This is a genomic window from Kitasatospora sp. MBT66, assembly GCF_000710405.2.
GTDB lineage: Bacteria > Actinomycetota > Actinomycetes > Streptomycetales > Streptomycetaceae > Kitasatospora > Kitasatospora purpeofusca.
Genome location: NZ_JAIY01000014.1, coordinates 52,578 through 75,493 on the forward strand (window position 1 = coordinate 52,578; position 22,916 = coordinate 75,493).

General features: G+C 73.7%; 22 protein-coding genes. 20 read left to right on the plus strand and 2 right to left on the minus strand.

What is annotated here, in order from left to right:
• The first annotated feature begins 21 nt into the window (after positions 1 to 21).
• From BI06_RS34760 to BI06_RS34850, 20 genes are all read left to right on the plus strand, one after another.
• Positions 22 to 948, plus strand: coding sequence for a transketolase family protein (locus BI06_RS34760; protein ID WP_030396236.1), 927 nt, complete (start codon positions 22 to 24; stop codon positions 946 to 948).
• An 80-nt stretch (positions 949 to 1,028) separates the two neighbouring features.
• Complete coding sequence (locus BI06_RS34765) at positions 1,029 to 1,196, plus strand: lysine biosynthesis protein LysW (RefSeq protein WP_030396235.1); 168 nt, start codon at positions 1,029 to 1,031, stop codon at positions 1,194 to 1,196.
• Positions 1,189 to 2,073, plus strand: coding sequence for a RimK family alpha-L-glutamate ligase (locus tag BI06_RS34770; RefSeq protein ID WP_051742597.1), 885 nt, complete (start codon positions 1,189 to 1,191; stop codon positions 2,071 to 2,073). The genes BI06_RS34765 and BI06_RS34770 overlap by 8 nt, the downstream gene beginning before the upstream one ends.
• Positions 2,070 to 3,080 (plus strand): N-acetyl-gamma-glutamyl-phosphate reductase, encoded by a 1,011-nt coding sequence (argC, locus tag BI06_RS34775; protein WP_030396233.1) that lies wholly within the window; start codon positions 2,070 to 2,072, stop codon positions 3,078 to 3,080. The genes BI06_RS34770 and argC overlap by 4 nt, the downstream gene beginning before the upstream one ends.
• A 5-nt stretch (positions 3,081 to 3,085) precedes the next feature.
• Positions 3,086 to 3,907, plus strand: coding sequence for a [LysW]-aminoadipate kinase (locus BI06_RS34780; protein WP_043475116.1), 822 nt, complete (start codon positions 3,086 to 3,088; stop codon positions 3,905 to 3,907).
• Positions 3,904 to 4,992: a M20/M25/M40 family metallo-hydrolase gene (locus BI06_RS34785; protein WP_043475024.1), complete on the plus strand. Its 1,089-nt coding sequence runs from the start codon at positions 3,904 to 3,906 to the stop codon at positions 4,990 to 4,992. The genes BI06_RS34780 and BI06_RS34785 overlap by 4 nt, the downstream gene beginning before the upstream one ends.
• Positions 4,989 to 5,729, plus strand: coding sequence for a sulfotransferase family protein (locus tag BI06_RS34790; protein WP_043475025.1), 741 nt, complete (start codon positions 4,989 to 4,991; stop codon positions 5,727 to 5,729). The genes BI06_RS34785 and BI06_RS34790 overlap by 4 nt, the downstream gene beginning before the upstream one ends.
• Before the next feature lie 95 nt (positions 5,730 to 5,824).
• Positions 5,825 to 7,078, plus strand: a complete 1,254-nt coding sequence (locus BI06_RS34795; protein WP_043475028.1) for an MFS transporter — start codon at positions 5,825 to 5,827, stop codon at positions 7,076 to 7,078.
• 111 nt (positions 7,079 to 7,189) lie between these two features.
• Positions 7,190 to 7,465: a phosphopantetheine-binding protein gene (locus BI06_RS34800; protein ID WP_030396228.1), complete on the plus strand. Its 276-nt coding sequence runs from the start codon at positions 7,190 to 7,192 to the stop codon at positions 7,463 to 7,465.
• Positions 7,462 to 9,018 carry an amino acid adenylation domain-containing protein gene (locus BI06_RS34805; RefSeq protein ID WP_051742599.1) on the plus strand — a complete coding sequence of 519 codons (1,557 nt, stop codon included), beginning with the start codon at positions 7,462 to 7,464 and terminating at the stop codon, positions 9,016 to 9,018. The genes BI06_RS34800 and BI06_RS34805 overlap by 4 nt, the downstream gene beginning before the upstream one ends.
• Positions 9,018 to 10,334 carry a condensation domain-containing protein gene (locus BI06_RS34810; protein ID WP_030396226.1) on the plus strand — a complete coding sequence of 439 codons (1,317 nt, stop codon included), beginning with the start codon at positions 9,018 to 9,020 and terminating at the stop codon, positions 10,332 to 10,334. Before BI06_RS34805 ends, BI06_RS34810 begins: the two co-directional genes overlap by 1 nt.
• A gap of 83 nt (positions 10,335 to 10,417) precedes the next feature.
• Positions 10,418 to 10,981: an adenylyl-sulfate kinase gene (gene cysC / locus BI06_RS34815; protein ID WP_051742600.1), complete on the plus strand. Its 564-nt coding sequence runs from the start codon at positions 10,418 to 10,420 to the stop codon at positions 10,979 to 10,981.
• A complete protein-coding gene (cysD, locus tag BI06_RS34820; protein ID WP_051742601.1) occupies positions 10,978 to 11,910 on the plus strand; it encodes a sulfate adenylyltransferase subunit CysD in 933 nt (310 codons plus the stop codon). Before cysC ends, cysD begins: the two co-directional genes overlap by 4 nt.
• Before the next feature lies 1 nt (position 11,911).
• Positions 11,912 to 13,252, plus strand: coding sequence for a sulfate adenylyltransferase subunit 1 (locus BI06_RS34825; protein WP_043475031.1), 1,341 nt, complete (start codon positions 11,912 to 11,914; stop codon positions 13,250 to 13,252).
• Positions 13,253 to 13,446: 194 nt separating this feature from the next.
• Positions 13,447 to 15,315 (plus strand): prolyl oligopeptidase family serine peptidase, encoded by a 1,869-nt coding sequence (locus tag BI06_RS34830; protein WP_051742602.1) that lies wholly within the window; start codon positions 13,447 to 13,449, stop codon positions 15,313 to 15,315.
• A complete protein-coding gene (locus tag BI06_RS52620; RefSeq protein ID WP_167349777.1) occupies positions 15,312 to 15,470 on the plus strand; it encodes a hypothetical protein in 159 nt (52 codons plus the stop codon). Before BI06_RS34830 ends, BI06_RS52620 begins: the two co-directional genes overlap by 4 nt.
• 118 nt (positions 15,471 to 15,588) lie before the next feature.
• The gene (locus BI06_RS34835) at positions 15,589 to 17,547 is read left to right on the plus strand and encodes a RiPP maturation radical SAM C-methyltransferase (protein ID WP_082558913.1); all 1,959 of its coding nucleotides are present in this window, start codon (positions 15,589 to 15,591) and stop codon (positions 17,545 to 17,547) included.
• A complete protein-coding gene (locus tag BI06_RS34840) occupies positions 17,528 to 18,205 on the plus strand; it encodes a DUF5825 family protein (RefSeq protein WP_043475034.1) in 678 nt (225 codons plus the stop codon). The genes BI06_RS34835 and BI06_RS34840 overlap by 20 nt, the downstream gene beginning before the upstream one ends.
• Positions 18,206 to 18,251: 46 nt before the next feature.
• Positions 18,252 to 19,451 (plus strand): cytochrome P450, encoded by a 1,200-nt coding sequence (locus tag BI06_RS34845; RefSeq protein WP_030396219.1) that lies wholly within the window; start codon positions 18,252 to 18,254, stop codon positions 19,449 to 19,451.
• A complete protein-coding gene (locus BI06_RS34850; protein WP_082558907.1) occupies positions 19,444 to 20,727 on the plus strand; it encodes an MFS transporter in 1,284 nt (427 codons plus the stop codon). The genes BI06_RS34845 and BI06_RS34850 overlap by 8 nt, the downstream gene beginning before the upstream one ends.
• An 11-nt stretch (positions 20,728 to 20,738) precedes the next feature.
• Here BI06_RS34850 and BI06_RS34855 read toward each other — a convergent pair whose 3' ends face one another.
• Complete coding sequence (locus BI06_RS34855) at positions 20,739 to 21,200, minus strand: rhodanese-like domain-containing protein (RefSeq protein ID WP_030396217.1); 462 nt, start codon at positions 21,198 to 21,200, stop codon at positions 20,739 to 20,741.
• A gap of 205 nt (positions 21,201 to 21,405) precedes the next feature.
• On the minus strand, positions 21,406 to 22,587 hold the full coding sequence (gene tuf / locus BI06_RS34860) for an elongation factor Tu (protein WP_043475036.1): 1,182 nt from the start codon (positions 22,585 to 22,587) through the stop codon (positions 21,406 to 21,408).
• Positions 22,588 to 22,916: the final 329 nt, after the last annotated feature.

Sequence of the window (22,916 nt, forward strand, 5' to 3'; positions counted from 1 at the left end):
CCGGCGGGGGGAGGCCCGGCCGTGGCTGAGACCGCACCGGAGCGGGCGAGCACCAGGGCGGCGTTCGCCGACGCCCTGCCGGAACTCGCCGCGCGCCACAACGTACTGGTGGTCGACACCGACACCGGGAGCGTCAAGCCGGCCCCCGGGATGGACTACCTCAACGTCGGCATCGCAGAGAACGCCGCCGTCGGGCTCGCCGCCGGCGCCGAGCACTGCGGACGCCGCGCCCTGGTCTGCACCTTCGCCGCCTTCTCGGTGAGCCGGGCGTTCGAGTTCATCAAGCTCGACATCGCCTACCCGAGGCGACGGGTGTGCGTGGTCGGCACCCACGGCGGCGCCAGCGGCGGCTGGCTCGGGCCCACCCACCACGCCACCGAGGACCTGGCGCTGATGAACGCGCTGCCGAACATGCGGGTGGTCGTGCCGGCCGACGCGCGCCAGGCGGTGTCCCTGCTGGGGCAGTGCCTGCAGTACGACGGCCCGACCTACCTGCGGCTCGGCCGCAAGGACTCGCCGGTGTTCGCGGGACTGCCCGAGCCGGAGCTCGGCGTGCCGCAGGAGGTCAGGCCCGGCCGCGACCTGGCCCTGGTCGCCACCGGCCCGGAGATCCTGGCCACGGCCCTGGAGGTGGCGCGGGGGCTCGCGGCCGCCGGGTACGACGCCCAGGTGATCAACGCCCACACCGTCGACCCGGAGGCGGCCCGCGCGGTCGGCCGGGCCGTCGCCGCCGACTGCCGGTGGCTGGTCACGCTGGAGGAGGCGTGGACCTCCGGCGGCATGGGCGCGCAGGTGGCGTCGGCGCTGGGGGCGCGCGGGATCCGCTGGCTGCCGGTCGGCGTCTCCGGATTCCTGCCGCCCGGCAGCCACGGCGACCTGCTGGAGGACAGCGGACTCACCGCCGGAGCCGTTCTGCGCCGGGTACTGGAGTTCCTCGACCGACCGTAGCGACCGAGAGACGACCGAGAGACGTCCGACCGTAGTGACCGGGAAACGACCGAGCAGAGACCGAGAGAGGACAGGAAGAGATGGATGCACTGTGCGTCAGCTGTGACGGCCCGCTGAAGATACCGGGGGACAGCTACCAGGGGGAGATCGTGAGCTGTCCCGGCTGCGCCACCGAGCTGGAGATCCAGTCCGTCGACCCGCTGGAGCTGGCCCTCGCGCCCGAGCCCGAAGAGGACTGGGGTGAGTGATCCGCGGAGTGCGTCGACACGGCTCGGGATCCTGCTGTCGACCGTCCGCTACGAGGAACGGCGGCTCCTGTCCGAGCTGGACCGCCGCGGGATCCCGGTCGCCAGACTGGACCCCCGCACCATGTCGTTCGGACCCGGGGAGACCGAGGAACTGCGGGGGACGACGGTGCTCAACCGGGAGATCTCCAGCCAGCGCGCCGCCCTCGCGGGGGAGTCGCTGGAGGCCTTCGGCGCCCGCACCCTGAACGACGCCGCGGCGATCCGGGTGTGCGGCAACAAGTGGTCCACCTACCTGCGGTTGCGGCAGGAGGGCGTACCGACCCCGACCACCCTGCTGGCCCCCACCCCGGAGGCCGGCCGGGCGGCGGTCGCCGCCCTCGGCTACCCCGCCGTGATCAAGCCCCTCAGCGCCTCCTGGGGCAACCGGGTCAGCCTGATCACCGATCAGTACGCGGCCGAGGCCGTCCTGGAGCACTGCGCCGCGCTGCCCTCGGCGGTCGCGCGCACGGTGATCGTCCAGGAGGCGGTCCGGCCGGGCTCGCCGGACATCCGGGGCATCGTCGTCGACGGCGTGTGCGTCGGCGCCATCACCCGGTCCAGCAGTGACTGGCGCAACAACGTGGCGAGGGGAGCGACGGTCGAGCAGCACGCGCCCGACGAGGAGGTCCACCGGCTCTGCGTCCGGGCGGCCGCCGCCGTCGGCGCGACGATCGCGGGCGTGGACCTGGTCGAGCGCGCGGACGGGAGCCACACGGTGCTGGAGGTGAACTCCCGGGTCGAGTTCCAGGGGTTCGAGCGCGCGACGGGTGTCGACGTCGCCGCCCGCATCGTCGAGGCCTGGACAGCCGAGATGGTCGAGGTGGAGGAACCGGTATGAAACGCATCGCAGTGGTGGGTGGGCGGGGCTTCGTGGGCGGTGAGCTGCTGCGCCTGCTCGTGCACCATCCCGAGGTCGAGGTGGCCGCGGTCACCTCCGACACCCAGGCCGGCCGCGCCGTGGAGACCGCGCACCCACCGCTGCGCGGCAGCGGACTGCGCTACCGCAGGCGCTCCGAACTGGAACCGGTCGACCTGGTGTTCCTGGCCGGGGTGCACGGGTCCACGGCGGAGATCCTCGACGACATGGCCGCGCTCGCGCCCAGGATCGTCGACCTCACCGCGGACTTCCGGATCGAGGACCCCGCGCTGATGGAGCGCTACTACGGCTGGAGCCGCGACGGGGAGCACGCCGCGGCCTTCGTCCGGGGCCTGCCCGAGCTGCACCGCAAGCAGATCGTCGACGCGACCCGGGTCGCCGTCCCGGGCTGCATGGCCACCAGCGCCATCCTGAGCCTGGCGCCGCTCGCCGCCCGCGGGCTGCTCCAGGACGTCCAGGTCGACGCCAGGACCGGCAGCAGCGGCTCCGGCGCCTCCGGCGGCGACGCCAACTCCCATGCCCTGCGCAGCGGAGTGATGCGGGTGTTCGCGCCGTTCGACCACCGGCACGAGGCCGAGGTGGCCGAGGCGCTCGGGGTCGACGTCTCGATGACGGTCACCGCGACCCCGCAGGTGCGCGGTGTGCAGACGCTGGCGAAGGTGTCGGTCGGGGACGTCGGCGAGCGCGAACTGCTCGCCATGTACCGCGAGGACTACGGCCCGGAGCCGTTCGTCCGGCTGGTCAACAGCGCGCGCGGGACGTTCCGCTACCCGGACCCCAAGGTGCTGCTCGGCTCCAACTTCTGCGATGTCGGCATCGTCGCCGACCACCGCGGCCGGGCCCTGGTGATGGGCAGCCTCGACAACCTGGTGAAGGGCGCGGCCGGCGGCGCGGTGCAGTGCATGAACCTCATGCTCGGTCTGCCGGAGACGTCCGGGCTGACCTTCCCCGGATTGCACCCGGTGTGACCGGGATGAGAATCGTGGTGAAGTGGGGCGGAAGCCTCCAGCAGAACAGCGGCGCGATCGCCGACGACATCGCCGCCCTGTGGCCCGGGCACCGCATCGTCGTGGTGCACGGCGGCTCCCGGGACATCGACGACACCGTCGCCGAACTCGGCCTGCCCCGGCGCACCCTGCGGTCCCCGGACGGCATGGTGACCCGGTACACCGACGCGGCGACCCTGACCGCCCTGATGATGGCGATGCGGGGGCGGACCCAGGCCCGGATCGTCTCCGAGCTGGCCGCGCGCGGCGTCACCGCCGCGGGACTCTCGGGCATGGACGGCGGGCTGGTCCGCACCCGGCGCAAGGCGGCGATCCGCGCCGTGTTCGGCGACAGCGTCCGGGTGGTGCGCGACAACCTGGCCGGCAAGGTGGTCGGCGTGGACACCAGGGTGCTGGAGGCGCTGCACTCCTGCGACATCCTGCCCGTGGTCTGCCCGCCGGGGATGACGGCCGAGGGCGAGCCCACCAACGTCGACGCGGACCGGATGGCCTGCGCCATCGCGGCGGCCTGGCGCGCCGACCGGCTGCTGCTCTGCACCGACACCCCGGGCGTGCTCGCCGACCGCGACGACCCCGCCTCCGTCGTCCCCGAACTGGACCGGGACGCCGCCGCGGAGCTGGTGGCCACCCTGGGCGGCGGCATGCGGATGAAGGTCGCCGCCGCCGTGGAGGCACTGGACCACGGCGCCCTGGCGGTCCAGGTCTGCGACGGCCGGGTGGAAGCGCCGATCGCGGCCGCCCTGCGCGGCAGCGGTACCCTCATCGGAAAGGGCCGTGGCACGATATGACGATCTATCAATCCTCGACCAGGACAAGAGTTTTGACCGACAGCGACGCCGTCGCCCTGCTCGCCGAGGTGGTGGCGGTCCCGTCCGTCTCCGGCAGCGAGCGGAAGCTCGCGGAACGCCTCCGGGACATCGCCGTCGCCCACGGCGCGCAGAGCCACCTCGACGAGGTGGGGAACGTGCACGTCCTGGTCGGGCACGGGACCCGCACGGTCATGCTGCTCAGCCATCTCGACACCGTGCCGGGCGAGGTGCCCTTCGAGCACACCGAGACCCTGGTCCGCGGCCGGGGCGCCGTCGACGCCAAGGGCCCGCTGACGGCGATGCTCGTCGCCGCGCTCAACAGCCGGGACCTCGGCATCCGGATCCACTGGGTGGGCGCGGTCGAGGAGGAGACGCTGCACTCCCGGGGCGCCGAGCACGTCCGGGTCACCGTCCCCGTCCCGGACGCCGTGATCGTCGGCGAACCGAGCGGGGCGTCCTCGGTCACCGTGGGCTACAAGGGCATGGTCCAGCTGGCGGTGCGCTGCGAGGTCGAGCGCACCCACACCGCCACCCCGGGACCGAAGTCCAGCGAGACCCTGGTCCGCGCCCTCGCCCGGCTCTTCGACACCTACGGCACCCGGGGCAACGACACCTTCGACGGGATCGGCATGGTCGTCCGGGACGGCCGGTTCGAACCCTTCGTCAGCTCCTGCTCGCTGCTCTTCCGGACCCCGCCCGGCGCCTCCGCCGAGGACCTGCTGCGCGACGTCCGGGCGGTCCTCGGCGAACAGGTCGAGGTGTCGGCGGTGTACGAGGTGCCCGCCGTCACCGTGCCGCGCGGCTCCGCCTGCGTCCGCGCGCTCTCCCGCGCCATCGCCGCCAACGGGCTGCGCCCCGCGCACAAGCTCAAGACCGGCACCAGCGACATGAACACCCTGAGCAGGACCTGGCGGGTACCGATGGCCACCTACGGCCCCGGGGACTGCCACGAGGACCACACCGACAGCGAGCACATCCTGGTCCAGGAGTACCTCGACGGCGTCCGCGTGCTGCGCGCCGCCCTGGCCGAACTGGACAAGACCCTTCCGGAGGCGGCGTCATGACGGAACAGCCGAGCCTGCTGGCGCTGTGGAGCGTGCCGAGGTCGCGCTCGACCGCGTTCGAGCGCGCGATGTACGAGCGCGGCGACTTCCTGGTGGTTCACGAGCCGTTCTCCCGGGTGTGCGACTTCGGCGAGGCGGACGTGGCCGGCCGCAGCTGCGCCAGCCAGGAGGAGGTGATGGCCGCGCTGGTCGACACGGCGGCCGAGCGGCCGGTGTTCTTCAAGGACACCACCGACTTCCCGCTCGACCGGCTCGGCACCGACCTGGACTTCCTGCGGCGGTGCCGGCACGCCGCGATGGTCCGCAACCCCCGGGACACCGTGCGCTCGCACCTGGTGATGCAGGCCGACGCCACCTCCTCGGCGATGGGCTTCGGGCACCTGTGGGACATCGTCGAGACGGTGACCGCCGCGGGCCTGCCGATGCACCTGGTCGACGGCGACCGGCTGGCGGGCGGCGCGGAGGCGGAGGTGCGGCGGTACTGCGAGGCGATGGGGATCGACTTCCGCGCCGAGGCGCTGGCCTTCAAGCAGGAGCCGCCGGCCAGTTGGGAGGCCACCGGGCGCTGGCACGCCGCGGCCGGCGAGTCGCGGGCGCTGGGTGCCGCTCCGGCCGGGCGCAAGCCGTTCCCGGCGGAGCTGGAGCCGATCGCCGAGGCGTTCGAGCGGGACCAACTCCCTTACTACACGCGGATCACGGCGGCCCTGGGCGGCACCCCGGCGCCGGCGAACGGCTGATCCGGTCCTCGAAGGCACGCGAGAACGCACGGCATGCACGGCATGCACGATCCGCACGGCACACCTGCACGTACGCACGAACAAGAGGAGCGGACATGAGTTTGGGCCCTGGCTTCACCAGGCTGTGGTGGTCGCAGGGGTTGTCGAATCTGGCCGACGGCCTGGTCCTGGCGGCCGTACCCCTCCTCGCCGTGGAGATGACCCGCGACCCGCTGCTGGTCGCCGGGATCACGGTGGCGCAGTTCCTGCCCTGGCTGATCTTCACCTTGCCGTCCGGCGCCCTCGCCGACCGCATCGACCGGCGCCTGATCATGGTGTGGGGCAACGCGATCCGGGCGGTCGGCTTCCTCCTGCTCGTCCTGACGCTGGCGGCCGACCTGCACAGCATCGTGGTCCTCTACCTCGCCGTGTTCCTGGCCGGCACGGCCGAGACGCTGGTGGACAACGCGGCGCTGACGGTGCCGCCGCGGCTGGTCGAGCGCGCCGACCTGGAACGGGCCAACGGGCGACTGTTCGCCACCCAGTCGGCGATCAACAACTTCGTCGGACCGACGGCGGGCGCCGCCCTGTTCGCCCTGTCGGCGGTCATGGTGTTCTCCTCCACCGCCGGGCTCTTCGCCCTCGCCGCGCTGGCCGCGGTCACCCTGCCCCGGATGCTCCCCACCGCGAGCGACACCAGCGGCGGCAAGCACTCGGCGGGCGACGTCCTGCGCAGCATCCGGGCCGGCTGGTCCTACTTCTGGGAGCACCGGCTGCTGCGCCGGGTGGCGTTCATCTCCGGCTCGATCAACCTGTTCTCCTCCGCCACCGCCGGTCTGCTCGTCCTCCTGGCGACCGGGCCGCTGGGCGTCTCCAAGTCCTGGTACGGCGTCTTCATCGCGGTGCCGGCCGTGGGGGCCGTGATCGGCTCGCTGATCGCGGCGCGGGTGGTCCCGGCCATCGGCGGGGGGCCGGTCACCTGGCTCGCCGCACTGGTGCCCGCCGCCAGCTACCTCGTCCTCGGGCTCAGCGGGAGCATCGTGCTCTCCGAGATCGTCATGTTCCTCGCCGCGATCTCCACGGCCCTGAACCAGATCGTGGTGAGCACCCTGCGGCAGGCCGCCGTCCCCGACGAACTCCTCGGCCGGGTCACCGCCGCCTACCGGCTGATCGTGCTCGGCGCGGTGCCGGTCGGCGCGCTGACCGGCGGTGGCCTGGGCCGCTGGCTGGGCCCCGCGCACGCCTTCGTGGTCTGCGGCGTCGGACTGGCGCTGGCGGCCGTGGTGTTCGCCTCCCGGGTGACCACGCGCGCCCTGCGCGAGGCCGAGCGGGACGTGCGGCCCGCGAGCGCCGTCGAACCGATCGCCTGAGCCGGGCCGCGCTGCGCCCAGTCGCCCAGTCGCCTTTCCGCATCCAGCCGTTGAGCACACCCAGCCGTCGAGACAGGCCGAGCAGCCGATCAGCCGAGAACAGGAGATCCCGTGACCGAGAACCGCGACGTCGTGTGCAAGGCCGAGTACGAGCCCCCGGCCGACGAGCTGGAGCAGCAGGTGGCCGACGTCATGGCCGAGGTGCTCGGCGTCGACCTGGTGGGCCGCCGCGACAGCTTCTACGACTTCGGCGGCACCTCGCTGGCGGCCATCCGGATCTGCGCCCGGATCGAGCGCCGGCTCGGGTTCAAGGTCGACCCCGCCTGGCTGCTGGAGTACGACGAACTGGCCGACTTCACCGAGCAGATCCGGCTCGGTGCGGAATGACCGCCGAGACCGACGTCCCCGTGCCCGACGTCCCCGCCGCCTACGTCCCGCCGCCGCGGAGCGTGCACGCCGCGGTGGCCGCCCACGCCGACCGGGCGCCCGGGGCCCTCGCCCTGGTCCAGGGCGAGGAGCGGATCGACTACCGGACCCTCGCCTCGGCGGCCCGGGTCCTCGCCGGCCGGCTGACCGACTGGGGCGTGCGGCCCGGCGACATCGTCCCGCTGCTGCTGCCGCGCGGCGCCCAGCTGATCGCGCTCCAGCTCGGCGTGCTGATGAGCGGCGCCGCGTACGCCACCCTCGACCCGCGCTGGCCCGCGAGCCGCCTCGCCGCGATCCTCGCCCAGCTCGACGACCCGGTGGTGGTCGGCCGGCCCGGCGGCGAGCCGCTCGGCGTCATCAGGACGCTCGCCCCCGGTCCGCTGGCCGCGCTGGCGGCCGGGGCGGTGACCAGGCCGTTCACCCCGGTGCGGACCGCCCCCGACGACCTGGCCACGGTGTTCTTCACCTCCGGCAGCACCGGCGTCCCCAAGGGGGTGCTGATCCCGCACCGGGCGGTGACCCGGATGTTCGGCCCAGGTGGGCTGGACGGCTTCGGCCCCGGGCACACCACCGCCCAGGTCGCCCCCGGCGCCTGGGACATGTACGCCTTCGAGCTGTGGGGCCAGCTGACCACCGGCGGCACCTGCGTGGTGGTCGAGGAGAACCACCTGATGCCCGGCCGGCTGCGGGCCCTCGTCGCCGAGCAGGGCGTGGACACGCTCTGGCTGACCACCTCCCTGTTCAACCTGGTCGTCGACGAGGACCCGGACGCCTTCGCGGGCCTGGGGACGCTCTACGTCGGCGGCGAGAAGCAGTCCCCCCGGCACGTCGCGCGCTTCCTGGAGCGCTTCCCCGACCTGCCGCTCTGGAACGGCTTCGGCCCGGCCGAGAACTGCATGCTGACGACCGTGCACCGGATGCGGCCGGCCGACACCACCGTCCCCACCGGCATCCCCGTCGGCCGGCCGGTGCCCGGCACCACCGTGCTGCTGCTGCGCGAGGACGGCACACCCGCGCCGCCCGGCGAACGCGGCGAGATCGTGGCGCTCGGCCCCGGCGTGGCGCTCGGGTACCTGAACAACGCGACGCTGACCCGCGAGCGGTTCCCCACCCTGGAGATCGACGGCCAGCGGCGCCGCGCCCTGCGCACCGGCGACCTCGGCCTGCTCGACGAGCACGGGGTCCTGCACTACCACGGCCGCCGGGACCGGCAGGTCAAGCTCAGCGGCAACCGGATCGAGCTGGGCGACATCGAGGCCGCCGCCGGCGCGCTGCCGGAGATCCGCACCTGCGCCGCCGTCGCGCGGACCGACGCCGGCGGGACGGTCGAGCACATCGCGCTCGTCTACACCCTGGCCGAGGGCGCCGAACTGACCGCGCGGGACGTCCGCAGGAAGCTCACCGGCACGCTCCCGGCCTACGCCGTGCCCGGCCGGTTCGAGCAACTGGACGAGCTGCCGAGGCGCGAGAACGGCAAGGTCGACCTGTCGGCTCTGGAGAGGCGCCCCCGCTGATGCGCGAATTCCCGCAGACCTACGAGCAGGAGGCGCTCTGGATCGCCGACCGGTTCCTGGGCGAGCCCTCACCGTTCCTGGAGACCTGGGCCCAGCGCATCCTGGGACCGCTCGACGTCCCGGCCCTGGAGCGCGCCCTGGCCGCCCTGGTCGCCCGGCACGCGGTGCTCCGCAGCGGGTTCGACCTCGGCGACGACGGCCCGGTGCAGCGCGTCGACCCGGCCGGCACCGTCCCGCTGGAACGCCTGCCCTGGCCGGGCGGGGAGCCGGACCACGACGACCTGTACGAGACGCTGCGCCGGGCCGGGCAGCGACCGCTCGACCTGACCGTCTCGCCCGCCCGGTTCACCCTCTACGACCGGGCACCGGACGAGCACGTGCTGCTGCTGCAGATCCACCACGTCGCCGTCGACGACGCCTCCCTGGTGCTGCTCGACCGGGAACTGTCCGCCCTGTACACCGAGGAGACCGGCGGCGCCCCGGCCGGGCTCGAACCGCCCGCGCTGCTGCTCGGCGAACACGCCGTCCGGGCCCGGGCGGTGGGGACCGCCCCGGCGGACCTCGCGTTCTGGGCCGACCTGCTGGCCGGGGCGCCCGCCCTCGCCCAGCTGCCGCCCCGCCCGAGACCGCTCGCCGCCCGGCGCGGCTCCGCCTGCGACACCGTGCGGACCACCGTGCCCGCCGAACTGGGGGAGGCCGTCCGCGCGGCGGCCCGCGCGCTGCGGACCACCCCGCACGTCCTGATGAGCACCTGCACGGCCGTCACCGCCGCGGCGGTGAACGGCGAGGACGTGGTGATCGGCACCCCGGTGTCCCGCCGCGGCGAGCCCGACCTCGACGGCGTGTTCGGCTGTCTGACCGACCTGCTCCCGGTCCGCTACCGGGTCCCCGCCGACTCCACCTTCGCCGAGGTGTGCGCCGCCGCCAAACGCCGCTCGCTGGACGTGCTCAGGCACCGCAACGTGCCCTACGCCCGGCTCGGCGGCGGCGTCGGCCGCACCCGGGGCGTGCTGTCCGGCGAGCACCTCAGCCGGATCTGTCTCGTCCTCGACCAGTCGCCGAGCCGGCTGGAGCTGCCCGGCCTGCGCTGCGAACGGGTGCACGTCGGCGGCGCCGCGGCGAAGTTCGACTGGCTCCAGTACGTGGTCGCGGACGGCGACGGCTGGGACGTCCGGGCCGACTACGCCCTGGACTTCTTCAGCGCGGACGAGGCGGCGCTCGTACTGCGGCAGTGGCGGACCGCGCTGGCGGCGGCCGCGGCCGACCCCGGGGTGCCGGTGCGGGACCTGTTCGACCGGCTGGCCGCGACCGCCTGAGCCGGGTCGCCCCACCCAAGGACTTCCGGGCTTCCGGACCTCCCGACTTCCAGAAAGAGAGCGACACACCGGTGGAAACGGAGTTGCGAACCAGCCCGACGACGCGCACGTGCGAGTGCGGTGCGACGGTGTGGCTGACGGGCCTGCCCAGTTCGGGAAAGACGACGATCGCCCATGCCGTGGCCGAGCGCCTGCGCGCCGACGGCCGCCGGGTCGAGGTGCTGGACGGCGACGAGTTCCGCCTGACCCTCTCCTCCGGCCTCGGCTTCGGCCGCGCGGACCGGTACACGAACGTGCAGCGCATCGGCCTGGTCGCGGAGGTGCTGGCGCGCAACGGCGTGCTGGTGCTGGTCCCGGCCATCGCGCCCTACGCGGACAGCCGGCAGGCCGTCCGGGAACGGCACGACACCTCCCGCACGCCCTACCTGGAGGTCCATGTCGCGACCCCGTCGAGCACCTGCGCCGAACGCGACGTCAAGGGCCTCTACGCCCGGCAGGCCGCCGGGGAGCTCACCGGACTGACCGGCGTCGACGACCCCTACGAGGCCCCGGCCGACCCCGATCTGCGCATCCCCGCGCACCGGCAGACGGTCGCCGAATCGGCGGCGGACCTGCTGAACCTGCTGGCGGAAAGGCGGCTGACATGAACCCCCGCCCGATCGGCACGATGACGGACGACCTCTCCGCCCTCGGCCACCTGGACGCCCTGGAGTCCGAGTCGGTGCACATCTTCCGCGAGGTGGCGGGGGAGTTCGAACGGCCGGTGATCCTGTTCTCCGGCGGCAAGGACTCCATCGTCATGCTGCACCTGGCGCTGAAGGCGTTCGCGCCCGCGCCCGTGCCGTTCGCGCTGCTGCACGTGGACACCGGCCACAACTTCCCCGAGGTCCTCGACTACCGCGACCGGGTGGTGGCCGAACGCGGACTGCGCCTGCACATCGCCTCCGTGCAGGACTACATCGACCGGGGCGTGCTGCGCGAACGCCCCGACGGCACCCGCAACCCGCTCCAGACCGTGCCGCTCACCGAGCGGATCCGCACCGAGCGCTTCGACGCCGTCTTCGGCGGCGGGCGGCGCGACGAGGAGAAGGCCCGCGCCAAGGAGCGGGTCTTCTCGCTGCGCGACGAGTTCTCGCAGTGGGACCCGCGCCGCCAGCGCCCCGAACTCTGGCAGCTGTACAACGGCCGCCACGCGCCCGGCGAGCACGTCCGGGTCTTCCCGCTGTCCAACTGGACCGAACTGGACGTCTGGCAGTACATCGCCCGCGAGAAGATCGACCTCCCGGCGATCTACTACGCGCACGAGCGGCCGGTCTTCCGGCGGGCCGGCATGTGGCTGACGGCGGGGGACTGGGGCGGCCCGACGGCGGACGAGCCGGTCGAGACCCGGCTGATCCGCTACCGCACGGTCGGCGACATGTCCTGCACCGGCGCCGTCGACTCCGACGCGACCACCATCGAGAAGGTCATCGCCGAGATCGCCGCCTCCCGGCTCACCGAGCGCGGCGCCACCCGCGCCGACGACAAGCTCTCGGAAGCGGCGATGGAAGACCGCAAGCGGGAAGGGTACTTCTAGGATGAGCAGCCACCGCACCGCCGCCGAGGGCCTGTTCGGCCCGTCGCCCACCACCCTGCTGCGCTTCGCCACCGCCGGCTCCGTCGACGACGGCAAGTCCACGCTCGTCGGGCGACTGCTGCACGACTCCAAGTCCGTGCTCGCCGACCAGATGGAGGCCGTCGAGCACGCCTCCCGCGCGCGCGGCGCCGCCGTGCCGGACCTGGCGCTGCTCACCGACGGCCTGCGCGCCGAGCGGGAGCAGGGCATCACCATCGACGTCGCCTACCGCTACTTCGCCACCCCCCGGCGCCGGTTCATCCTCGCCGACACCCCGGGCCATGTGCAGTACACCCGCAACATGGTCACCGGCGCCTCCACCGCCGAACTGACGGTCATCCTGGTCGACGCCCGCAACGGCGTCGTCGAGCAGACCCGCCGGCACGCCGCCATCGCCGCGCTGCTGCGTGTCCCGCACGTCGTCCTCGCGGTCAACAAGATGGACCTGGTCGGCTACGCGGAGTCCGTCTTCGCCCTGATCGCCGAGGAGTTCACGGCGTACGCCACCGCGCTGGGCGTCCCCGAGGTCACCGCGATCCCGATCTCGGCGCTGGCCGGGGACAATGTGGTCGAGCCCTCCGCGCGGATGGACTGGTACGGCGGCCCCACCGTGCTGGAGCACCTGGAGTCGGTGCAGGTCGGGGACGGCGCGGCCGAGGGTGCCACCCGCTTCCCGGTCCAGATGGTCATCCGGCACCAGGGGGAGCGCTACTACGCGGGCCAACTGCTCAGCGGGCGGCTCCGGGTGGGCGAGGCGGTGACCGTGCAGCCCTCCGGCCGGGTCACCACCGTCGCCGCGCTCGACGTGCTCGGACAGGCGGCGGACGCGGTCGCGGCGGGCGCCTCGCTCAGTGTCCGGCTCGCCGACGAGATCGACGTCGGCCGGGGCGACATGCTCACTGCCGGGCCGCGGCCGCCGCGGATCGCCAAGACGGTCGAGGCCACCGTCTGCCATGTCGCCGACACCCCGCTCACCGTCGGCCAGCGGGTCCTGCTCAAGCACACCACCCGCACCGTGAAGGCGATCGTCGAGGACATCCCGTCGCGGCTCACGCTGGACGACCTCTCCCAGCACCCGGAGCCGGGGAGCCTCGTCGCCAACGACATCGGGCGGGTCAGGGTCCGCACCGCCGAGCCGCTCGCCCTCGACTCCTACGCCGACTCCCGGCGCACCGGGGCGTTCCTGCTGATCGACCCGGTGGACGGCACCACGCTGGCCGCCGGGATGGCGGGCGATGCCTTCCGGGCCGCCGGTGCGGTCGTCGCCGCGGTGGCGGTGGAGGCGGACGGCTGGGACTTCTAGACGGTGCCTCCCGTCGGGCGGTGTCCATTTCAATTTTCTTTCGGCCAACCGTGCGCGAGGTCTGTTCGAGTCCGCAGCACCCCCCTAGAGTGGACCGCGCTCCTCCACAAGTGACCTTTGTGTCACAGCAGTTCGCTGGTTCCTCGAACGTTCGGCGCAGCCTGTTCCCACCATCGAGCCGGAAGGGCGGGTCCGTGACACAGGCGTTCCAGTCCCCGGGCTTCGCCGCGCTCGCGGCGGGCCGAGCGGTCGAGACGCGGCTCGTCGAGGAGCGCTGGCAGGCGGTGGCCTGGGACCTCGGGACGGACCGGCGACGGGTGGTCACCGACCGGCCCGGCGGCGTGCACCTGAGCGAGATCGAGCCGGACGGCGACGCCATCTGGTGGTTCGACGCCGACAGCGACGAGCGGGGCCGGTGGCGGCGGGAGCCGTTCGCCGGCGGGCCGGACGGCGAGGCGCTGCACGGGGTGCCGGCCGGGCGCCCGTACGGCGTCGCCTTCGACCGGACGGGCGCGCTCGCGGCGGTGGCGGTCGGCGTCGACGGGGCCTCGCACTGCTACGTCGGACCGCCCGCGGGCGAGGCACGGCTGATCGGTTCCGCGCCGGGGTACCTGAGCCTGGCCGACCTGTCGCCGGACGGCCGGCTGCTCGCCCTCGGCGGGCGGCCCGACGGGGACGACGCGGTGCTCCTGTGGCGGACGGACGGCGGCCCGGCCGTCAGTGCGGCCGGGGGCGGCGGACTGCGGCTCTGGCCGATCGAGTTCAACCCGCTCGCCGTCCACGACCCCGAACTGCTGCTGGTGGTCGAGGAGGAGGAGCGGTACACCGTCGCGACCTGGCGCGCGGACACCGGGCTGCGCCGCTACCCGGGCCTGTCCTTCGACGCCCAGATATCGGCCGGCTGGTACCGGGGGCCGCGCGGGGTGCTGATCCAGCACGAGCGGGCCGGACGGAGCCGACTGCTGCTCGCCGAGCTCGACCCGTCGCCCGTCGTCCGGGAGCTCGGCACACCCGGCGGCACCATCCACGACCTGTCCTGCGCCCCGGACGGCACCCTGCACTGCGTCTGGAGCCGGGAGTCCACCCCGCCCCGCCCGCTGGTGCTGCGCCCGGAGGAGCGGGCGGAGGCGGGTACGGAGGCGCGAACGGGGGCGGGGACGGGGGCGGCGGCCCGACCGGGCCCCGACCCGGACCACCCCGGCCTGGACCTGGACGGCACCTCCCGCGGCCGCCGCTGGACGCCCCGCCCCTACGGACGGATCCACAGCTTCGTCAGCACCCCGCCCGGCCGGGGCCCGTGGCCGACGCTGTTCCTGGTGCACGGCGGCCCCGCCACCCACGACCGGGACTCCTACGACCCCAGGGTGAACATCCTGGTCGGCCACGGCTACGCGGTGGTGCGCACCAACTACCGCGGCTCCACCGGTTACGGTGCCCGCTGGCAGCACGAGTACGACCACCGGGTCGGGCTGGCGCAGATCGAGGACCTCGCCGCCGTCCGCGCCGAGCTGGTCGCCGACGGCACGGCGCTCGCGGACCGCACCGGCCTCTGCGGGTTCTCCTGGGGCGGCTATCTGACCCTGCTGGCGATGGGCGTCCAGCCGGACCTGTGGTCGCTCGGCATGGCCGCCCAGCCGATCGCGGACTACCCCGCCACCTACCGCGGCACCACCCCGGCCCTGCGCGCGCTCGACCGGCAGCTCTTCGGCGGCAGCCCCGAGGAGGTGCCCGAGCGCTACCGCGCGGCCGACCCGCGGTCGTACGTGCACCGGGTCCGCTCGCCGGTGCTGCTGGTCGTCTCGCGGGACGACGAGCGGTGCCCGCCCGAGCAGGTGGCCCGGTACGCCGCGGACCTGCGCCGGCTGGCGGTGCCGCACGAACTGCTCCGGGTGGACGGCGGCCACTACAGCCGCCGGACCGCCGACCACCGGTCGGTGCTGGCCGCAATGGTCCGGTTCGCCGGACAGGCCTGGCCGGCACCACCCGCACCACCCCACCGACCACCTCGGGGCGACCGCCCCGGGGGAACCGCCCAGCCGATGGAAGGAGGTGAACAGCCATGAAGCGTCGCAGCATCCAGAACGACCCGATCGGTACCCCGGAGCGTGACCGTGGCGCGGTGATCGTCCAGAACTTCGCGCTCGACATCACCAAGGCCGCACCGGTCGCGCCCGCCCTCAAGGGGCAGCCGAAGCCGAAGCCGGAGTCCAAGAAGTGATTCCCGGTCGCTCCGGGGCGCCTCGGCGCTCCGGAGCGACACTCCGCGAACCACCGCTGCCCGCAGCCCATTTGCCACCGTCCGAGTCCACCGCCCGCGCACGACAGAAGTGGCCATCATGCGTATCGTCCTGCTGCACATGCCCTGGGGTGCGATCGACGTGCCGTCGCTGGCGCTCGGGATCCTGCACACCGCCGCCGCCCGCGCCGGCCACGAGGTCGAAGTGCGCTACGCCAACCTGGACTTCGTGGACTGGGCGGCCGAGACCGCCGGATTCGGCGTGGACGACTACGAGTACTTCTCCGAGAAGTCCTACTTCCAGGGCGCCGGCGACTGGGCCTTCGCCGGCGCGCTGTACGGCGAGAGCGAGGACGAGCCCGCCCCGGGCTTCGCCGAATCCGCCGACGCCGAGCGGTACTTCGAGTACCTGGCCACCAACGGCGCGAGCGACCAGGAGATGGCCCTCACCCGGGCCACCCGCGCGCTCGCCCCCGTGTTCATCGCCCGACTGGTCGAGGAGATCGCCGCCGACCCGCCGGACCTGGTCGGCTTCACCACCACCTTCCAGCAGAACACGGCGAGCCTCGCCGCCGCCCGGCTGCTCAAGCAGCGCTGCCCGCAGGTGCGCACGGTGTTCGGCGGCGCGAACTGCGACGGCCCGCAGGGCGCGGCGCTGCACCGCAACTTCCCCTTCCTGGACTACGTGGTGCGCGGCGAGGGCGAGGCGGCCTTCCCGGCGCTGCTGGCGGGCGGGGACCTCGCGGACGTCCCCGGGCTGTGCTGGCGGGACGGGTCCGGGAAGTCGACGGCCAACGAGATGTCCAGGCGCCCGCTGCCGCCCGCGGCGATCCTGACCCCCCGCTACGACGGCTTCTACGAGCGGCTGGACGCCTCCGTCGCGGCCGGCTGGGTCGACCCCAAGCTCGTGCTCGAAGGCTCCCGGGGCTGCTGGTGGGGGGAGAAGCACCACTGCACCTTCTGCGGTCTCAACGGCTCCTCGATGGAGTTCCGCTCCAAGCCGCCGGCGGACTTCCTCGCCGAGGTGCTCACCCTCGCGGAGCGCCACCAGCTGCTGGACGTCTACGTGGTCGACAACATCCTGGACATGGGTTACTTCGACACCGTCCTGAAGTCCCTGGCCGAACTCCCGGTCGACCTGCGGCTGCACTTCGAGATCAAGGCCAATCTGCGCCGCCACCAGTTCCAGCTGCTCGGCGACTCCGGCGCGGCCCAGGTGCAGCCCGGCATCGAGAACCTGAGCACCCGGGTCCTGCGGATCATGGACAAGGGGGTGACGGGCTGCCAGAACGTGCGCGCGCTGCGGGACGCGCAGAGCGCGGGCGTCTCGGTCACCTGGAACTACCTCTACGGCTTCCCCGGCGAGCAGCCGGACGACTACGAGTCGGTGATCCGCCAACTGCCCGTGCTGCACCACCTGGACCCGCCGACCGGTGCGGGGCGGATCGCGATCGAGCGCTTCAGCCCGTACTTCGACCGCCCCGAACTGGGCTTCGCGATCACCAGGCCGGCCTTCCAGTACCGCGCGACCTACCGGCTGCCGGAGAGCGAACTCGCCGAACTGGCCTATGTGTTCACCGCACCGCCGCGCGGGATCGGCGGCGCGGTCGCGGAGCGGCTGGGCGAGGCGGTGGACACCTGGCTCGCCCGGTTCCCCGACAGCCGGCTCACCTACCGGGAGGCGGGCGGGCGGATCGTGCTCGTCAACACCCGGCCCGGCTACGACTGGCGGGTGGTCGAGCTGACCGATCCGGTGGAGATCGCCGCCTTCCGGCTGCTGGGGCAGCCCCGTTCGCCCGCCGCGCTGGCCTCGAAGCTCCCCGGCGGCGAGGCGGCGGTCGAACCGGTGCTGGAGCGGTTCACCGCGCTGGGCCTGCTGTTCCACGACGGGGACAGCTACCTCCAGGTCGCAGTCGAGTCCGACAACCAGGTGCTGATGCGGATGCGGCACCGGCACGGTCCCGCCGCCGCCGTCCGTCCCGGCGGTCCCGGCGCCGGGACCGAGAGCGGGACCGAGAGCGAGACCGAGGAGGTGCTGGATGCCGTCCCGATCGGCTGAGCGGACCGACGCCGGGGCCTGGCAGGCGGCCGGCCCGGAGGCCGAACTCTGGCTCGACTACGACCCCGCCGTCAGGGAGTTGCCGGGCATCGGGCTCGGCCGCCGGACCCTGACCGGACCGGCGGGGGAGGAGGTCACCGAGCTGCACCGGGCCGGCGTCCGCTGCCTGCGGCTGACCGAGCCGGTGCGGCTGTGCGCCGACGCGCCGGCGGCCTCGGCCCGGGCCCTGATGCTGCTGCGCGAGGCGACCGGGCAGGGGCTGGCCGCGCTCTGGCACGCGGTCTGCACCGACGGCTGCGTCGAGCAGCGGCGGTTCCACCATCTCTACCCGCCCGAGGAGTTGACCGGCGGCGCGGCGGCCGAGGTGGCCGCCGACTGGCGCGCGAGCTACTTCCCGAGCAAGTGCGTCTACCGGCGCGGCCCCGGCTTCGTCGAGGTGCGGGACCGCCGCTTCGGGACGCTGGAGCTGTTCACTGTCGACGAGCCCGGCCACCTGGCCCAACTGGACGCGCTGGCCGACGGCGTGGAGGTCGGCCTGCTGCCGGAGGCCGTCCACCGGGACTTCGCCGAGGCCGGCCTGATCGCCGAACAGGCCGGGCGGGCCTGGTTCCTGCCCATGCGGGTGCGCCGCTGGCCGTTCCCGTCCCTGACCGTCTGAGCAGTCCGGCCTGTCCGACCCGTCCGACCCGTTCGAGGAGAGAAGCATGAGCACCGCGGTCGACGACGCCGCCGCGCGGATGTCCGCGTTCATCCGCGACCCCTACCCCACGCTCGCCCGGATCCGCGAGGCCGGAGCGGTCTCCGTGGTGGAGTTCGGCGAGGGCCTGCCGGTCTACCTGGTGACCCGGTACGAGGACGTCCGGGCCGCGCTGATGGACCCGCGGTTCGGGCAGGACGTCCGCCGCAGCCAGGCCATCGCCAGCGGACGGGGCGCCGGTCTGACCCTCGGCTCGGACGTCGTCCACATGCTCAACAGCGACCCGCCGGACCACACCCGGCTGCGCCGGCTGATCCAGGGCGTCTTCACCCGCCGCCGGGTGGACCTGATGCGGCCGATGGTCGAGCGCATCTCCGGCGGTCTGCTGGACGGGCTGCGCGGACGGGGGACGGCCGACCTGGTGACGGACTTCGCCTTCCCGCTGCCGATCATGGTCATCTGCGAGCTGCTGGGCTTCCCACCGGAGGACATGCAGTCCTTCCGCACCTGGTCGACGGCGATCCTGACCCAGGGCGGCGAGATGACCTTCGACCAGGCCACCGGCGAACTGAACGACTACCTGCGGGAGTTGATGACCGCCCGGCGCGCGGCCCCGCGCACCGACATCCTCACCGACCTGGTGCAGGCCTGCGACGCCGGTGAACTCACCGAGAAGGAGGTGTTCTCGATGGTCTTCCTGCTGCTGATCGGCGGCCACGAGACCACCGTCAACCTGCTCGGCACCGCCACCCTGGCCCTGCTCCACCACCCGGACCAACTGGCCCTGCTGCGCGCCGACCCGGCGGCGATGCCGGTCGCGATCGACGAGTTCCTGCGCTACGAGTCCCCGGTCAGCATGGCCACCATGCGGTTCACCAACGCCGAGGTGACGGTCGACGACGTGGAGATCCCGGCGGACGAGCTGGTCCTGCTATCGCTCGGCGCGGCCAACCGCGACCCGGCCCGCTTCACCGACCCGGACCGGCTGATCCTGGACCGGAACGACCCTGGCCACCTGGCCTTCGGACAGGGCCTGCACCGCTGCCTCGGCTCCTTCCTCGGCAAGCTGGAGAGCGAGGTGGCGCTGACCGGCCTGCTGGAACGCTTCGGCCGGATCGAGCTGGCCGCCGAGGAGGAAACCCTGCCGTGGCGCAACACGATCATGCTGCGCGGTCTGGAGTCGCTCCCGGTCTCGCTCGATGAGTAGCGGCACGGGCACGGGCGGCAGCACGGGCACCGACAGCGGCCCGAAGCCGGGCGGACTGCTGCGCTTCCGCCCCCGGATCGGCCTCGCGCCGCTGCGCTCGCGCGGCTACCGCCTGCTGGTGATCGGCCAGGGCACCTCGGAGTTCGGCAACGCGTTCCAGGTGGTCGCCCTGCCGCTGCTGGTCCAGTCCCTCGGCGGCGGCGCCCGCCAGCTGAGCCTGGTGGTCGCCGCCTACGGCGCGGGACGGCTGGCCGCCACCCCGCTCGGCGGGATGTTCGCCGACCGGTTCGGCGCCTGGCGGGTGATGATGACCGCCGACCTCGGCCGACTGCTCGCCACCGCCGGACTGTGCGCGACCGCCGCCGCAGGCTCGGCGAACTACTGGCTGATCGGCACGCTCGCGCTGCTGGTCGGCCTCGGGGCGGGCGTGTTCCTGCCCGCCGCCTGGGCGATCACCCCGACCCTGCTGCCCGCCGAGGACCTGCACGCGGGCAACGCGCTCAACAGCACCGTGACCTTCGGCGCCGGCCTGCTCGGCCCGGCCGCCGCCGGCCCCCTGGTCGCCTGGCTGAACCCGGCCGTAGCCCTGGGCCTGGACGCGGCGACCTTCGCCGTGTCGGCGGCGACGCTGCTGCTGATCGGCCGCGGCAGCACGGTCGCACCGCCCCGCCCGATCTCCGAACGGGCCTCCGTACCGCGGAACTTCCGTGCCCTGCTGCGGGAGTCGCCGCTGCTGCGCGCGGTGCTGACGGTGACGGTGATCGCCAACCTGACCGTCGGCGGCGCCACCAGGGTCGCCCTGCCGACCCTGGCCACCGACGGCTTCGCCGCCGGCGCCGTCGGCCTCGGCCTGCTGCTGGCCGCCTTCACCGGCGGAGCCCTGGTCGGCGGCCTGTTCGCGGCCGGCCTCACGGCGGTGCGCTCGCGCGGCCGCACCGCCATGCGCTCCGGCCTGGTGATGGGCGCGGCGATCGGCCTGGTGCCGTTCACCGGCCTGGTCGGCGCGGTGATGCTGCTCCTCGTCGCGGGCGGCGCCAGCACGGTGACCAACGTCCTGGTCGTCACCGGCGTCCAGAAGAGCACCCCGCCCGCCCTGCTGGCCCGCGTCATGGCGGCCATCACCTTCTGCGGTCTCGGCGTCTTCCCCGTCTCCGTGATCGCGGCCGGCGCGGCGGTCGAGGCCTTCGGCAGCAGCGGCGTCCTCGCGACCACCGGCGTCTGCCTGCTCGGCGCCTTCGGCTACGCCCTGACCCGCCCGGAGATCCGCGAGCTGTGAGCCCGGCGCCGTCAGCAGGCGCAGGAGATGCCCGAGCGCGGGGCCGTCAGGTCGTCGATCGGCCGCCGCTCGGTGCCCTCGGCGGTCTCGAAGGCGAAGCCCTCGCGGACCCAGTACTCGAAGCCGCCGAGCATCTCCTTCACCCGGTAGCCGAGCCGGGCGAAGGCGAGCGCGGCCCGGGTGGCACCGTTGCAGCCGGGTCCCCAGCAGTAGGTGACGACGGTGGCCCCGGGGTCGACCAACTGCCCGGCCAGCTCCGGGATCCGGGCGGTGGGCAGGTGCAGCGCACCCGGGATGTGCCCCTGCGCCCACGCCACCTCGCTCCGCGAGTCGACGACGACCAGCCCGGGCACCCCCGCCGTGAGGTCGGCGCGCACGTCCGAGACATCGGCCTCGAAGCTGAGCCGGGAGAGGAAGTGCGCCTCGGCGACGGCCGGCTCGGCGGGCGGAACGGAGAGAACGGCGCTGCTCATCGAGTACTCCTGGGATCGAGCGGTACGGACTGATGCACCGATCCTGGCCGATGGCCCACCCCACCCACGAGTGTCGTGATCGCCGCCGTTCGCCAATATCCCGCCACCCTTCTCGGCCGGTCGCACTCGCGCCACCGCGCTCGACGTACGGCCCGCGACCTCCGCGCGGGCGGCCGACCCGAGGGTCCGCCGCCCGCGCGGGGGCTCAGCCGAGTACGGTCCGCACCGTCCCCGCCGCCACCGTCCGGCCGCCCTCGCGGACGGCGAAGCCGAGGCCGGGCTCCAGCGGCACGGAGTGCCCGAGCGTCACCGTCACCTCGACGGTCTCGCCCGGCCGCGCGACAGCGACCCCCTCGGGCAGCCGGACCTCGCCGACCACGTCGCCCGTCCGCAGGTAGAACTGCGGGCGGTAGCCGTCGGCCACCGGCGTCCGGCGGCCGCCCTCGGCCGCCGACAGCAGGCGCAGTCCGGCGGTGAAGCCGGTGTGCACGGAGGCGCTGCCGACCGCCGCGACCACCTGGCCGCGCCGGACCTGTCCGCGCTGCACCCCGCGCAGCAGCAGCGCGACGTTGTCACCGGCCTCCGCGGACTCCATCGTCCGGCCGAAGGTCTCCACCCCCGTCACCACGGACCGCAGGTCCGCGTCGTGACCGAGGATCTCCACCTGGTCCCCCGTCCGCACCCGCCCGCGCTCGACCGCGCCGGTCACCACCGTGCCGCGACCGGTGATGGTGAGCACGTTCTCGATCGGCAGCAGGAACGGCGCGTCGGTGTACCGCACCGGTGTCGGCACGTACGCGTCCACCGCGTCCAGCAGCCGCAGCAGCGCGGCCGACCAGTACGGGTCGCCCTCCAGCGCGCGCAGCCCGGAGACCGGGACCACCGGCAGGGCCGCGCCGTCGTACCCGTGCGCCCCGAGCAGCTCGCGCACCTCCAGCTCGACCAGCTCCAGCAGCTCCGGGTCGCCGGCGTCGGCCTTGTTCAGCGCCACCACGACGTGCTCGACGCCGATCTGGCGGGCCAGCAGCACGTGCTCGGCGGTCTGCGGCATGATGCCGTCCTGGGCGGAGACGACCAGGATCGCGCCGTCCAACTGCGCCGCACCGGTGATCATGTTCTTCACGAAGTCGGCGTGGCCGGGCATGTCGACGTGGGCGTAGTGCCGGGTGTCGGTCTCGTACTCGACGTGCGCGATGTTGATGGTGATGCCGCGGGCGGCCTCCTCCGGGGCCCGGTCGATCCGGTCGAACGGGACGAAGGAGCCGCCGCCGCGCTCGGCCAGGACCTTGGTGATGGCCGCGGTGAGGGTGGTCTTGCCGTGGTCGACGTGACCCATGGTGCCGATGTTGAGGTGCGGCTTGCTGCGCACGAAGGCCTGCTTGGCCATGGTTTCTCTCCGGGAGTCGTCAATGTGCTGACGGGACCTCTGCGACGGGCCGACCTTCCCCGTCCGAGGTCCCGGGGACGACCCGGGGAAGGTCAGCTTCGTGCGCCGTCGAATGCGGCTGCGACTGCCGGGGCAGCAGCCATCGCGCCCGCGACTGCGGGGAACTCGGCGATGGCGTACTGGAACATGCGGTTCATCATGCCGGTGCGCGCGGCTGTCCGCGAGCGAGTTTCCGCCGGGCACCGGCCCGCGTCGCGCGGGCCGGCCCGGCGGGCGGTGTCAGCGCGGCGCCCGGGCCGTCCCCCGAACCGGACGGGTCAGCGCAGGTA

What these genes read in the sequence shown, in the direction of transcription:
- BI06_RS34850 (WP_082558907.1), top strand. Translation starts at nt 19,444, where the DNA reads ATGAGTAGCGGCACGGGCACGGGCGGCAGCACGGGCACCGACAGCGGC.
- cysD (WP_051742601.1), top strand. Translation starts at nt 10,978, where the DNA reads ATGAACCCCCGCCCGATCGGCACGATGACGGACGACCTCTCCGCCCTC.
- argC (WP_030396233.1), top strand. Translation starts at nt 2,070, where the DNA reads ATGAAACGCATCGCAGTGGTGGGTGGGCGGGGCTTCGTGGGCGGTGAG.
- BI06_RS34825 (WP_043475031.1), top strand. Translation starts at nt 11,912, where the DNA reads ATGAGCAGCCACCGCACCGCCGCCGAGGGCCTGTTCGGCCCGTCGCCC.
- tuf (WP_043475036.1), bottom strand. Translation starts at nt 22,587, where the DNA reads ATGGCCAAGCAGGCCTTCGTGCGCAGCAAGCCGCACCTCAACATCGGC.
- BI06_RS34790 (WP_043475025.1), top strand. Translation starts at nt 4,989, where the DNA reads ATGACGGAACAGCCGAGCCTGCTGGCGCTGTGGAGCGTGCCGAGGTCG.
- BI06_RS34805 (WP_051742599.1), top strand. Translation starts at nt 7,462, where the DNA reads ATGACCGCCGAGACCGACGTCCCCGTGCCCGACGTCCCCGCCGCCTAC.
- BI06_RS34835 (WP_082558913.1), top strand. Translation starts at nt 15,589, where the DNA reads ATGCGTATCGTCCTGCTGCACATGCCCTGGGGTGCGATCGACGTGCCG.
- BI06_RS34795 (WP_043475028.1), top strand. Translation starts at nt 5,825, where the DNA reads ATGAGTTTGGGCCCTGGCTTCACCAGGCTGTGGTGGTCGCAGGGGTTG.
- BI06_RS34785 (WP_043475024.1), top strand. Translation starts at nt 3,904, where the DNA reads ATGACGATCTATCAATCCTCGACCAGGACAAGAGTTTTGACCGACAGC.
- BI06_RS34840 (WP_043475034.1), top strand. Translation starts at nt 17,528, where the DNA reads ATGCCGTCCCGATCGGCTGAGCGGACCGACGCCGGGGCCTGGCAGGCG.
- BI06_RS52620 (WP_167349777.1), top strand. Translation starts at nt 15,312, where the DNA reads ATGAAGCGTCGCAGCATCCAGAACGACCCGATCGGTACCCCGGAGCGT.
- BI06_RS34810 (WP_030396226.1), top strand. Translation starts at nt 9,018, where the DNA reads ATGCGCGAATTCCCGCAGACCTACGAGCAGGAGGCGCTCTGGATCGCC.
- BI06_RS34855 (WP_030396217.1), bottom strand. Translation starts at nt 21,200, where the DNA reads ATGAGCAGCGCCGTTCTCTCCGTTCCGCCCGCCGAGCCGGCCGTCGCC.
- BI06_RS34780 (WP_043475116.1), top strand. Translation starts at nt 3,086, where the DNA reads ATGAGAATCGTGGTGAAGTGGGGCGGAAGCCTCCAGCAGAACAGCGGC.
- BI06_RS34765 (WP_030396235.1), top strand. Translation starts at nt 1,029, where the DNA reads ATGGATGCACTGTGCGTCAGCTGTGACGGCCCGCTGAAGATACCGGGG.
- BI06_RS34845 (WP_030396219.1), top strand. Translation starts at nt 18,252, where the DNA reads ATGAGCACCGCGGTCGACGACGCCGCCGCGCGGATGTCCGCGTTCATC.